The organism is Mycobacterium sp. IS-1590 (genome assembly GCF_001500025.1).
Classification (GTDB): domain Bacteria; phylum Actinomycetota; class Actinomycetes; order Mycobacteriales; family Mycobacteriaceae; genus Mycobacterium.
In genome coordinates this window covers 20,793-34,972 of record NZ_LQIW01000014.1, presented here as the reverse complement: position 1 = coordinate 34,972, position 14,180 = coordinate 20,793, and the positions used below count along the sequence as shown (strand labels likewise).

The following is a 14,180-nucleotide window of genomic DNA, read 5'->3' as shown; positions in this document are numbered from 1 at the left end:
TCAGCGAATTCCTCGCACACTGTGAACAACGGATCTGTCACCCCCGTCGCTGTCATCGGCATGGCCTGCCGGCTGCCCGGCGGAATCGACTCCCCTGAGCAACTGTGGGAGGCCTTGGTGCGCGGCGAAGACATGGTGACCGAGATTCCGCGCGATCGCTGGGATGCCGACGAATACTACGACCCTGAGCCAGGTCTGCCGGGCAGATCGGTATCGAAGTGGGGCGCATTCCTGGAAGATGTCGCCGGCTTCGACTCGGAGTTCTTCGGGATCGGCGAGGACGAGGCGACTCCGCTCGATCCACAGCAGCGTCTGCTGTTGGAGACCTCCTGGGAGGCCATTGAGCGCGCCGGTCTCGCCCGCGAGACGGTGGCCGATTCGCGGACGGGCGTGTTCGTTGGACTGACTGATTCCGACTATCAACTGCTGAACGCCAATTCCCGCGCCATGGAGGGGCCCTACGGTTTTCCAGGCAACACGTTCAGCCTGGCATCGGGGCGGATCGCCTACACACTGGGCCTGCGCGGTCCCGCCCTGACGTTGGACACCGCAGATTCTTCCAGCCTGACCGCGGTGCACTTGGCCTGTCGCAGCCTGAACGACGGCGAGAGCGACTTGGCGCTGGCGGGCGGGGCCTTCGTGATGCTGGACCCGCGCAAGTACGTGTCGGCGACAGCGCAGGGTCAGCTGTCCCCCACCGGAGGCTGCCACGCGTTCGACGTCGCGGCCGACGGATACGCGTATGGCGAGGCTAGCGCGGTCGTGTTACTGAAGCGCTTGCCCGATGCCCTGCGCGATGGTGACCGAATTCTGGCTGTTGTACGAGGCACGGCCGTCAACCAAGACGGTCATAGCCCGAATATCTTTACACCATCGCCGAACGCCCAGACCGCCGTGTACCGGGCGGCGCTGGCCGCTGCGGGCGTCGAAGCTCGAACCATTGGCATGGTAGAGGCGCATGGCACCGGCGTCCCGGCAGGCGATTCCGTCGAATTCGCCAGTCTGGCCGAGGTATACGGCCTCGAGGGCCACTGTGCGCTGACTTCCGTCAAGACGAACTTCGGACATACCCAATCGGCTTCCGGAGTGCTCGGGCTGATGAAGACGATCCTCGCGTTGGGACACGGGACGGTTCCGCCGAATCTGCATTTCACTGCCCTGCCCGACGAACTTGCCCGCATCGCCACGAAACTCGCTGTGCCACAAGAACTCATAGACTGGCCGACCAACGGCCAGCATCCGCGCCGCGCGGCGGTCTCGTCGTACGGAGCGTCGGGAACCAATGCTCACGCGATTCTGGAGCAAGCCCCAGAAGCTCACCACAGCGGAGAAACCGAAATACCCTCTGGGGCACTACTATTCCCGCTGTCGGCAACATCTGCCGAGGAACTGCGCCGCACCGCCGGCCGGCTGGCCGACTGGCTGCAAGCACACGACGATGTCGAATTGTCCGATCTGGCCTACACCTTGGCCCGTCGGCGCGGGCACCGCCCGGTTCGCACGGCCGTCATTGCGAGCAGCCGGCCCGACCTCACCGAGGCGTTGCACGCGGTCGCCTCCGGCGACGCCCCATATCAGCCGGCGGTCGGACAAGACGATCGCAGACCGGTGTGGATGTTCTCGGGGCAGGGGTCGCCGTCGGCGGCTGACTGCCAGCAGCTGTTGGCGACTGAACCGGTGTTTGCCGCAACGGTCGCGCAAATCGAGCCGCTGATCGCCCGTGAGTCCGGATTCTCAGTAACCGAGGCGATGTCGGCGCCAGGAGTCATCACCGGGATCGAGCTTGCTCGCCCGACTCTGTTCACCATGCAGGTCGCGGTCGCGGCCACCATGAAGGCATACGGAGCCATTCCGGGCGCGGTGATCGGGCATTCGTTGGGAGAGACCGCAGCGGCTGTCGTGGCGGGCGCGCTCTCGCTCGAAGACGGAGTGCGTGTCGTATGCCGCCGCTCGCAGCTGATGTCCCGCGTCGCCGGTACCGGCGCGATGGCGTCGCTCGAATTGCCTGCAAAACAAGTTCTTTCGGAGTTGACGATGCGCCGCGTCAAAGACGTCGCGGTGGCAATGGTCGAATCGCCGCAGTCCACCGTGATCGGCGGCGCCGCCCCGACGGTTCGCGAGCTGGTCGCGGCGTGGCAGGAGCGTGACGTGGTAGCTCACGAGCTCGCCACCGATGTCGCCGTGCACTCGCCTGAAGTCGATCCGATCCGCACCGAGTTGGCCGACGTGCTGGCAGAGCTGCGCCCGGTGACACCGGAAATTCCGTTCTACTCGGCGACCCAGTTCGACCCGCGTGAAGAGCCGGTGTGCGACAGCAGGTATTGGGCGGACAATCTGCGCCAAACGGTGCGATTCGCCGCGGCGGTGCGGGCCGCATTGGAGGACGGCTATCGCGTATTCGCCGAGCTGGATCTCGACCCCTTGCTTACGCATGCGGTCGAGCAGACCGCTGGCAGCCTCGACCTTCCACCGGTCGCCCTGCCCGCCATCCGCCGTGAACAGCTGAGGCACGGGTTGCGTGGCTTCATTGCAGATATACACAGTGCCGGCGCCGCGGTCGACTTCTCCGCACTCTGCCCGACCGGGCGGCTGGTGGATGCCCCGCTGCCGACGTGGACGCACCGTCGGCTGTGGTTGCGACCCGAAAACCAGGAATCGCCGACAGGCGGCGGATCCACTATTTCAGTGCATCCCCTGTTGGGCGCCCATGTGCGTGTGCCGGAGGAACCGGAGCGCCACGTCTGGCAGGGCGACGTCGGCACCGATGGCCAGCCGTGGCTGGGCGATCACCGGATCCGCGATGTAGCAGTGCTTCCGGGGGCGGCGTTCTGCGAAATGGCGTTGGCGGCAGCGCGCACTGTGCTGGGCGAGACGGCCGAGGTTCGTGACCTTCGCTTCGAGCAGGCGGCGCTCATGGATGGACAGGGCACGATCAATGCCTCAGCATCGGTCGCATCGCCGGGGGTGGTCGATTTCACTGTCGAAACCAGCCAGGGTGAAGAGCGCGTACGGCACGCCACGGCCGTACTGCACGGCGTGGCGGATGGGCAGCCTGCGATGCATGACATGGCTGCGCTTCAAGGTACACACACATGTCGCGAAGAGGGCGCCGAGGTGCGCAAGCGCTTGGAGGAGAAGGGGATTCAGTACGGGCCGGCGTTCACCGGTCTCGGGGCCGTATACACCGGCGAGGGTCAAACGGTCACCGCCCTGGCCCAGGTCGCACCGCCCCGCCAGGTCCGCTCGCAACGAGATGCTTACGTCGTCCATCCCGCAGTGCTCGACGCGTGTTTCCAGTCCGTTGCGGCCCATCTCGACGTTCAAGCCATTGACGAAGATGCGCTCGCCTTGCCATTGGCACTTCGTCGCCTGCGCGCCTACAGCGTTGGCGCAAGTGCCCGTTACTGCTATACGCGGATAATCAAAGTCGACGCTTCCGTGGTCGAGGCCGACCTGGACTTGCTCGACGAGCATGGGGCAGTGCTGATTTCCGTGGAGGGCCTGCAATTGGGCACCCGTACGTCCGAGGAGACCCGCAAGGAGCGGGTGCTTGGCGAACGGCTGCTGACCATCGAATGGCGGCAGCGACGGCTGCCCGACATCCCACACGCTGACACCGGCACTTGGCTGTTGATCGGCATGACCGACACCGATGTGATGTCCACCGCGTTGGCCGAGGCATTGAAAAGCCATGGCGCACGGTGCACTGCGATGACCTGGGCATCCGATGGCGGGGTGGCCACCAACAGAGACGAGCTTGAAAATCATTTGCGCACGGGTGGATTCACCGGTGTGGTAGTCCTCACTGGACCGCAGCGCAGTGCCGCCGACGAGCAGTCCGCCCGGCTGGGACGGGACTATGTGCAGCACTTGGTACATCTCACCCGCGGATTGGCCGCGACCCCTGTCGTGTTGCCTTACCTGTACGTCGTCACGCGCGGCGCACAAACCGTGGTACCGGGTGATGTGGCCAATCTCGAGCAGGCGGGCCTGCGTGGCCTGATACGCGTGATCGGTGCTGAACAGTCGCACTTGCGCCCCGTGCAGATCGATGTAGACGAAACCACGGATGCGCAGCAGTTGGCTCAACAACTTCTCAGCGGCTCCGACGAAGACGAGACCGCCTGGCGCGACGGCCAGTGGTACGTCGCTCGGTTGTCGCCCGCTCCGCTACGCCCCGACGAGCGGCGGACGATCCTCGCCGCCCCTGAGCGTGACGGGATGCGCCTGCAGATCCGCACACCCGGTGACATGGAAACACTGGAACTCGTTGCGGTCGACCGGGTTCCGCCCGGGCCAGGTCAGATCGAGGTCGCCGTCGGCGCATCGAGCATCAACTTCGCCGATGCGCTCCACGCCATGGGCCGACTTCCAAGCTACGAAGGGGCTCCGCCGCAGTTGGGCATGGATTTTGCCGGCGTGGTGACGGCGGTCGGTCCCGGCGTAGCCGACCACCACGTCGGAGGTCATGTCGGTGGTCTGTCCGCCGACGGTTGTTGGGGCACGTTCCTCACCTGCGACGCGCGTCTCGCAGTCCCGCGACCGGCCGGTTTGTCCGAGGACGAGACAGCCGCGGTGACCACAGCGCATGCCACCGCCTGGTACGGCTTGCACGACTTGGCGAGGATCGGGTCCGGCGACAAAGTGTTGATTCACTCCGCGACCGGGGGCGTGGGGCAGGCGGCGATCGCGATCGCCCGCAACGCAGGCGCCGAAATTTTCGCTACCGCGGGCAGCGAAGAGCGTCGGCAACTGTTGCGCGACATGGGTATTGAGCATGTCTACGACTCGCGCAGCATCGAGTTTGCCGAGGCAATCCGCCGCGACACCGGCGGCTACGGTGTCGACATCGTCCTCAACTCGGCCACCGGTGCCGCTCGGCGCGCGGGTGTCGACCTATTGGCCTTGGGTGGACGATTCGTCGAGATCGGCAACCGAGACCTCTACGACGACACCCGATGGGGGCTCTCCGCATTCCGACGCAACCTCGCGTTCTACAGCCTCGACCTTGCCCTGATGACTCGCAGCCACCCGGACCGGATCCGCGATCTGCTGCACACGGTATATCGATTGGTCGGCAGCGGTGAACTGCCGATACTTCAGCCGACCCAATACCGGTTGACCGATGCCGCAACCGCTCTTCGGCTGATGAGCGGCGCTCAGCACGCCGGAAGGTTGGTGCTCGACATCCGTCACGCCGGCCCGAGCCGCGCAGTGATTCCGCCGGCCCGGATGCAGGTGTTCCGCCGCGACGGCGCCTACCTCGTCACCGGCGGAATGAGCACGTTGGGGTTGTTCTTGGCCGAGAAGATGGCGCGCGGGGGCTGCGGTCGTATCGTGCTCTCGTCCCCATCCGAACCTGATCAGGAGACGCTGCAGGCCATCGAGCGCATTCGCGCGACGGGGGCCGACGTCGTCGTGGAGTGCGGCGACATCGCCGACGCCGGCACCGCACAGCGGCTGGTCGCCGCCGCGACCGCCACCGGACTTCCGGTCCGCGGTGTGTTGCATCTCGCGGCGGTGGTGGACGACGCCACCTTGTCCGCGCTGACCGACGAACTCATCGAACGTCATTGGGCGCCGAAGGTCTACGGTGCATGGAACTTGCACACTGCCACCGCCGGTGAGCCGGTGGACTGGTTCTGCTCGTTCTCCTCCGCGGCGGCCCTGGTGGGTTCGCCCGCACAGGGTGCCTACGCCGCGGCCAACAGCTGGCTGGATACCTTCAGCCTGTGGCGCCGAGCTCAAGGCCTGCCGTCCATCGCGATCGCCTGGGGCGGCTGGGCGAATGTGGGGGGTGCGACCGCCCTGGCAGAGGGTGTCGATGCGGCCATCACTCCCGATGAAGGCGCCTACGCGTTCGAGGCGCTACTGCGTCACGACCGCGGCCACACCGCATACGCGCCCTACAGCGGAGTCCCGCGGTTGACTTCCTTCGCTGAACGCAGCCCATTCGCCGAGGCATTTCTGTCGACCGGGCACAGCACGGCGGTTGCCGGCAAACTGCGCACAGAACTCGACGAGCTGCCGGTCGACGAGTGGCCAGCCCGGCTGCGGCGGCTGATCTCCGACCAGATCAGTGTGATCCTTCGTCGCAGCATCGATCCCGACCGCCCGCTGGCCGAGTACGGCGTCGACTCGCTGGGCGCACTCGAGCTACGAACCCGCCTCGAGAACGAGACCGGAATACGCCTTACTGCCAGCGACATCGGGGCCACCACAGTCCGCGACCTCGCGGTTCTGCTATCCGAAAAGCTGGCGCCCGCAGAGGATAGCTAAGCGGTCGAACGGCGACGACGATTCCGTCAGTCGATCCGGCCAGTCAGATCGAGTTCAGCCAGCGTGCGTGCAGCCAGCTCACGCAAAGCGGACTTTGTGTTCGGAGCGCCCGGCTGGTAGGCGACGACGCTGACGCCGATCTTGTCACCGATGCGCCCGGACTGCAGACTCATCAGGCCGCCCGCCCGCTCGAGCCACTGTCGCGTCACATTGCTGGCCCCCCGTGTGGTGACGTACTCGGCGTCGGTGCCATCGACGCGGCACATCAGCGTGCCGAAGTCCCCGAGATTCGAACAAAACACCGGGAGATCAGGATCACCGATCACCAAGTCCGACAGTCGACTCACTGCCCGCTTCGGCGCGAGCTGGGTCAGCCAGATGATTCCGAGCGCCTCTGGAGGCATCACATCGTAGGACACCTCTGGCGTCGCGCGCAGAGTACTCAATGCTTCATCCATGGCGGCGCGGACATCTCGCAGGTCTGTCTCAAAACGGTTCGGGTCGATGCTGAAGCGCGCGAACGACAGTGCGATCGCGCGCGTATCGCCCTCGGCGCGGTTACTCATGGGCAGCTGCAGGGTGACGGCCCCATCGCTGGCACGTCGGCGCCCCATCCGCTCGGCAAGCTTCAGCGCCAACCCGGCGACCAGCGTGTCACTCGTTCCACCGAGCGCTTTGGCCCGCGCATCCCAACTTTGCACGTCAACGTAGATGGTGATACTCGGCATGACGACGGCCTCATCGCCGTCGCTTGCAGAAGGTGCGACCGGCCGCGCCGCCGACGATCGAAGAACGTCGCGCCGTTGACGGCGGGCCGCTCTTGCTGCCGCGACCAAATCACGTCGGTGGCGACCGACCAATTGGGCTACCGCGACAAGCGCCTGTCTGATCTCTGGTACGTCCTGCACTGATTGTCGGGCATCCTCTGCCACCGCCCTCAGTCGTGTGCGTGAACGAGGCGGTGGGAGGCCGAGATCGCGAACATTGCCCAGGACCGCATCCGCGATTGCGACGGCGAGCCCGAGGCCGTCGAGCAGGGAGTGAGAAACCACCAGGCTGACCGCAGTCGAGCCGTCAGTCAGGGGAAGTACGCCGAGATGCCAGCCTGACACCGATTCCGGATCAGTCGGCATCAGTGCTTGCTCATCAACCCAATCGCTGAGTTCACTGCGTGGCCGTGCGCAATCAGCGAAATCGATGTCCACCGTCTCGCGGTACGCGACCCACCGATGCCGAGCGAACGGCAGCGGCGAATGTTCGATGCGTCGTCCCAGCAATCCGTGACCGAGATTGTGGTGGAAGCGCCTCAGCCCATCAAGATCAATAGGGTGCTCATAAACCCATAGGACCTGCATGACTTCCTGGTGGCCGGTGGCGCGCTGGCCTGTGAAAAAGGCGTGGTCCAGCAACGTGAGCCGATTGTCCGGCCGCGCATGACCATTGGACTCGCGGACGGCTAACTCCCTGCCCGCTTCCCGTCTGGTGGGTATGGGCAAGGACCGCGCATCACCGTCGGATGCGGGGCCGTCGGAATCCGGTCCCCGATGCCGGCTGTCGGGCATGGGCGAGGGGCGCGATTCACCGTCGGATGCGCGGCCGGTAGGTGAGACAGCTTGCGCGGTGGCCAACCTTTGGCACAGGAGTTCCGCCAGATCACGAATTGTGTTGGTGGTAGCGAATTCTCTCGGAGTGATTCGTATTCCGGTTTCGCCTTCGATGCGGGTACGGAGCTCGAGGGAGCCCAGCGAATCGAGTCCGTATTCGGAGAGCGGATGGTCGGGATCGATGCTGCGACGCAGGATGAGGCTTATCTGATCGGAGATCAGGCGCCGCATCCGAATCGGCCATTCGTCTGCGGGTAGCTCGCTGAGCTCGACGTGCAGTGGTGTTGCGCCCGTTACCTTTTGCCCGGTGGAGCGAAACGCTTCGGCAAATGGGCTGGAGCGGGCGAGGTCTATCAACCACGGGGTGCCCATGAATGGCGCATAGCCCGTGTAGGCGCGGTCGTGACGGAGCAGCATGTCAAAAGCGTAGGCACCTTCATCGGGTCCAATCCCCACATTGGTGTCCTCTGCCAAAGCGACAGCGCGCCCGATCTTCGCCCAAGCGCCCCAGGCGATCGCGATAGCCGGCAGGCCCTGAGCGCGGCGCCACACGGTGAAGGCGTCCAACCAGCTGTTGGCCGCGGCATATGCGCCCTGCCCGGGTGAACCGACCAGCGCGGCCGCCGAGGAGAACGAGCAGAACCAGTCCAAAGGCTGGCCCGCGGTGGCAGTATGCAGGTTCCACGCACCGTAAACCTTTGGCGCCCAATCGCGCTCGATGACCTCGTCGGTGATGTTGGCCAAGGTGGCATCCTCCACCACCGCCGCCGCGTGCAACACTCCGCGCACCGGTAGGCCGGTGGCGGTCGCGGTGGCCACCACCCGCTGTGCGGTGCCGACTTCGGCGATGTCGCCGCACTCCACCACGACGTCAGCGCCAATCGCGCGGATGCGTGCGACGATTTGCAGCGTCTCCTGGTCGGGTTCGGAGCGGGAGTTGAGCACGATGCGACCGCAGCCCGCCGCTGCCATCTTTTCGGCGAGGAACAGCCCCAGGCCGCCCAGCCCGCCGGTGACGATATAGGCGCCGTCGCTGCGGAAGATGTGAGCCTGTGCTGGTGGCACCATCACGCGGCTGGCCCCGGTGCGCGAAATGTCGAGCACCAATTTTCCGGTGTGCTGAGCGCCGCTCATCAGCCGAAGTGCGGTTGCCGCGTCGGCCAACCGGTAGTGCGTGGCCTGCGGAATCGGAAGCACACCGTCCGCGGTGAGCTGATACACCGTGCTCAATAGACCGCGTAGTCGCTGAGGGTGGCTGCTCGACAGCAACCCGAGATCGACGCCGTAGAACGCGAGGTTCCGCCGGAAGGGGAAGAGTGCCAACCGGGTATGGCCATAGATGTCACGCTTGCCGATCTCGATGAACCGTCCACCGAACGCGAGCAGTTCGATGCCGGCGCGCTGCGCGGCACCACTGACCGAGTTGAGCACGATGTCGACACCGTAGCCGTGGGTGTCCCGGCGGATTTCCTCGGCGAACTCGATGCTGCGCGAGTCGTAGACATGCTCAATACCCATGTCGCGCAACAGTTGCCGACGCTGTTCGCTGCCCGCGGTGGCGAAGATCTCGGCGCCTGCGTTGCGGGCGATGGCAATCGCCGCCTGCCCCACGCCCCCGGTGCCGGAATGGATCAGCACCTTGTCGCCGCTCTTGATGCCGGCGAGATCGTGCAGACCGTGGTAAGCGGTGGCGGTCGCGGTGGTCACCGCGGCCGCCTGTCCTTCGGAGAGTGCAGTCGGCAGCGTCACGGCCAGCTGCGCATCACAGGTCAGGAAGGTGGCCCAACAACCATCGGCGGATAGACCGCCGACACGATCACCCACCTGGTCGTCGACTACGCCGGGGCCGACCGCTGTTACGACCCCGGCGAAGTCGGTGCCGAGCTGTGGCAGTCTTCCCTCGAAGGCGGGGTAACGGCCGAACGCGATCAGCACATCGGCGAAGTTGACACTCGATGCGCTGACGGCAACCTCGATCTGTCCTGGGCCGGGCGGAATCCGGTCGCAGCCGACAAATTCCAGTGTTTCCAGGTCCCCTGGTGTACGGACCTGCATGCGCATTCCGTCACACTCATGGTCGGCGACAGAGGTTCGTCGCTCCTCTGGCGCCAGTGGAGTCGGGACCAACCGCGCGACATACCACTGGCCGTCGCGCCAGGCGGTCTCGTCTTCGTCGGAGCCGCTGACCAGTTGCTTCGCCAACTGCTCGGCACCCATTGCGTGATCCGCATCGATCTGGGTCGCGTGCAAGTGCGGATGCTCCACGCCTATGACCCGCGTCAAGCCACGCAGCCCAGCATGTTCCAAGTTGGCAACGTCACCGGCGACCACGGTTTGGGCGTTGCGCGTCACTACATACAGGCGAGGCGACTCAGTCGGGACCTCGGCCAGTTCGCGCGCGATATGCACCAACTGCCGCACATGGTCGCGCCCCAGCCGAGGGGACTGGCTGGCGTCGCCGCTCTCGAACCCCGTGAGGACCACCACACCGGTGAATCCATCGACACGCAGTCGACCTCCGAGCTCTTTCGCCTGTGTGGTGACGTCGGCGTCCGTTTCCCAGGCCAGCATGGCGCACTGCGCACCAAGGCTTTTCAGTGCATCGGTCAACGCGGTAGCCATCACGTCCTTGTCGGCGATGCTGATCAATAACCAGGTGCCGGCATTCGCCGCAGAAAACTCAGGCAACTGCCGCTGCCGCCACTCGATCGTCAACAGCCGCTCACACAGAATTCGATCTTTAAGGCTGTCCGGGCTCACATCGGTGCCCAATCGCAGGCCCTCCACGGAAATCAGCACCGTTCCGCGTTCATCGAGCAAGTCGATGTCGGCCTCGATGCCACAAGCGTCGGCTTTGGTCACCCGCGTGAAGCAGTAGTGGGCGCCGCGGGCATCGGTGTAGAAGCGCAGGCGGCGCACGCCCAGTGGCAATGCCAGCACATCTTCGCCCAGAGTCCGGACGTCGGGGTGAGCCGCAACGGACTGGAAACACGCATCCAGCAGCGCGGGATGCACACCGAAAGCATCTCGTTGCGAGCGGATCTCCCGGGGCAGCATGAGCTCGCCCAGCACGGTTCCGGATTCCGTGTCTCCGGTGTGCACCGCAGTCAGACCCGTGAACGCGGGACCGTACTGAATACTGCTGCGCGCCAAGCGCTCGCGCAATTCAGCACCGTCTTCCCGGCAAGGATGTGCGGAGAGCAACGCGGCCAGGTCGTGCGCAGGAGCCTGTCCGTCCGCTACTGCGTGCAGCACGGCCGTGGCGTGCCGAACACACTCGTCCCCCTGTGCGGTTTCCACAGCGAAATCGACCACCCCCGGCGACGCGACCGATGCTGAAGCGCTGATCGTGCCCCGCCCATCCAAGAGCGCCGCCTGCTCGAAGCGAAGGTCACGAACCTCGGCCGCCTCTCCCAGCACAGTGCGCGCTGCCGACAACGCCATTTCGCAAAATGCCGCCCCCGGAAGCACTGCTACATCGCGGATCCGGTGATCGCCCAGCCACGGCTGGGCATCGGTACCGACGTCGCCCTGCCAGACGTGGCGCTCCGGTTCTTCGTGCAAGTGCACATGTTCACCCAGCAGCGGGTGTACCGACACAGTGCACCCGTCATGTGTTCGAGCTTCCTGGCCGTTGCGGCTCAGCCACAGCCGACGGTGCGTCCACGTCGGCAAGGGCGCATCCACCAGTCGCCCAGTCGGATACAGCACCGAGTAATCGACCGCGGCGCCGGCACTATGCAGATCTGCCACCAGACCGCACAGCCCGTGTGGCAGCGGTTGTTCACGGCGCATACCGGCCAGAGCGGCCATCGGCAGGCCGAGACTACGTGCGGTCTGCTCGATCGCATGGGTAAGCAACGGATGGGGCGCCAACTCCGCGAAGACCCGATATCCGTCCTCCAAAGCGGCCCGCACGGCCCCAGCGAATCGCACCGTTTGGCGCAGATTGTCCACCCAGTACCCGCTGTCGCACAGCGTCTCTTCGCGCGGATCGAACTGGGTCGCCGAATAGAACGGAACTTTCGGAGTCGTCGGTTGCAGCTCTGCCAGCACGTCGGTCAGCTCGTCGAGGATCGGCTCGACTTGAGGCGAATGCGATGCGACATCGACTGCGATCTCACGGGCCATCACATCACGCTGATCCCAGGCCGCGACCAGATCGCGGACCGTCTGGGCGGCACCACCGATCACCGTGGACTCCGGTGAGGCCACGATCGCCACCACGACGTCTTTGATTTCGTTCACTGCCAATTCCGAAAGGACCTGCTTGGCAGGCAATTCCACAGACGCCATTGCACCGGCACCGGCGATTCGGGACATCAGCCGCGAGCGGCGACAGATAACGCGGACGCCGTCCTCGAGCGTCAGCGCTCCGCTGACAACGGCTGCCGCGACCTCGCCCAGCGAATGCCCAATGACCGCGCCCGGGCGCACCCCATAGCTCTTCATTGTGGCCGCCAACGCGACCTGAATGATGAACAGCGTGGGCTGGACCCGCTCGATACCGGTAACGACCTCCGGCGCCGACATCGCAGCGGTGACCGAAAACCCGGATTCACGGGCGATCAGGGGCTCCGCTTGCGCAACCGTGGCAGCGAATACCGGCTCAGTCGCCAGCAGCTGCACACCCATCGCCCCCCATTGCGACCCCTGACCGGAAAACACCCACACCGGACCCCGATCATCGCGTCCGACCGCAGCCTGATAGGGAGTGTCGTTGCCGGCGACCTGGCGCAAAGCCTGAACGAGTTCCGGTTGACTGCTTGCGATGACGGCGGTCCGCACCGGGCGGTGCGCGCGCCGGCGCGCCAGCGTGTAAGCCAGGTCCGGCAATGCCACGCCGTCGCGTGCTTGCATCCAGTCGGCCAGCCGGGAAGCGGTGCGGCGCAACTCATCGGCCGATGTGGACGACAGCGCAAAGAGCTGTGGTGCCGGCGCCGCCGCTCGAGCCGAGTTATCCACGGCAGTCGCTTCCGGAGCTTGCTCCACTATGGCATGGACATTGGTCCCCGAGAGCCCATATGACGATACCGCCGCCCGCCGGGGCGTCGTACCGTTAGTCGGCCACGGCGTAGTCTGTTGCGGTACAAAGAGTTTGGTGTCTATTCGGGCTAGTTCCTCTGGCAGACGAGTGAAGTGCAGATTTCGCGGCACAGCGCCATGCTGCAGGGCGAGGACCACTTTCAGCAGTCCGAGCACACCCGCCGCCGACTGGGCATGACCGAAGTTGGTCTTCACCGACGCCAACGCACAGGGGCCGTCGATGCCGTATATCTCAGTCAAGCTGGCGAATTCGATGGGATCGCCCACCGGGGTGCCGGGGCCATGCGCCTCGACCATGCCGACACTCCCGGCGTCCACGCCCGCTGCGGCCAAAGCCGCCCGATAAACGGTCGCCTGCGCGTTCACCGAGGGCGTCGAGATATTCACGGTGTGACCATCCTGGTTGGCCGCCGTACCCCGAACGACAGCCAAGATCCGGTCACCATCACGCAACGCATCCGGCAACCGTTTGAGCAACACCACTGCAGAAGCCTCGCCACACACGTACCCGTCGGCCCCCACGTCGAACGCACGACAGCGTCCCGTCGGAGACAGATGGCCCTCGGCGGTGCCTGCGACAAACTTCCGTGGATCCAGCATCACGAAAGCGCCGCCTGCCAAGGCCATGTCACTCTCGCCGTCGTCCAGACTGCGACTAGCCAAATGCACCGCGGTCAGGCTTGAAGAACACGCGGTGTCCACCGTCAATGCGGGACCACGCAGTCCCAGGGCGTAGGCGATCCGCCCAGACGCCATGCTGAAGATGTTGCCTTGGAATCCGTACGGCTTCTCCATAGCTTCGGAACCGGCCGCCACGAGTTGATAGTCGTAATGCGTCAGGCCGATGAACACCCCGGTCCGCGACTCGGTCACCGACGCCGGGACGAGACCGGCGTGCTCCATGGCTTCCCATGAGGTTTCGAGCAGCAACCGATGCTGCGGATCAAGCGCTGTGGCCTCGCGCTCGTTGATACCGAAGAACTCGGGGTCGAAACCGGCCACGTCATCGAGGAACGCGCCCCACTTCGACGCCGACCTGCCGGGCACACCCGGCTCGGGGTCATAGTATTCCTCGGCGTTCCAACGGTCGCGTGGAACTTCGGTCACCAGGTCATCGCCCCGTGCCAACGCCTCCCACAGCTTCTCAGGGGAGTCGATACCACCAGGAAGCCGACAGGCCATGCCGATGACAGCAACCGGAATGACAGGTGCACGCGAAGAATTCGCGAAAGCTGACCCCCCGCGTGCCAA

The 14,180-nt window shown here is 65.3% G+C and carries 1 protein-coding gene and 1 pseudogene; one reads left to right on the top strand and one right to left on the bottom strand.

Annotation, left to right across the window (positions count from 1 at the left end; genetic code table 11):
• Nucleotides 1-60 precede the first annotated feature (60 nt).
• Nucleotides 61-6,279 (top strand): sulfolipid-1 biosynthesis phthioceranic/hydroxyphthioceranic acid synthase, encoded by a 6,219-nt coding sequence (pks2, locus tag AU197_RS12350; protein ID WP_231744911.1) that lies wholly within the window; start codon nucleotides 61-63, stop codon nucleotides 6,277-6,279.
• A gap of 1,607 nt (nucleotides 6,280-7,886) precedes the next feature.
• Here the strand turns inward: pks2 (AU197_RS12350) and pks2 (AU197_RS12345) are convergent.
• Nucleotides 7,887-14,111: pseudogene (gene pks2, locus AU197_RS12345) on the bottom strand (sulfolipid-1 biosynthesis phthioceranic/hydroxyphthioceranic acid synthase); the annotation flags it as partial.
• Between the last annotated feature and the right edge of the window lie 69 nt (nucleotides 14,112-14,180).

What these genes read in the sequence shown, in the direction of transcription:
- pks2 (WP_231744911.1), top strand. Translation starts at nt 61, where the DNA reads ATGGCCTGCCGGCTGCCCGGCGGAATCGACTCCCCTGAGCAACTGTGG.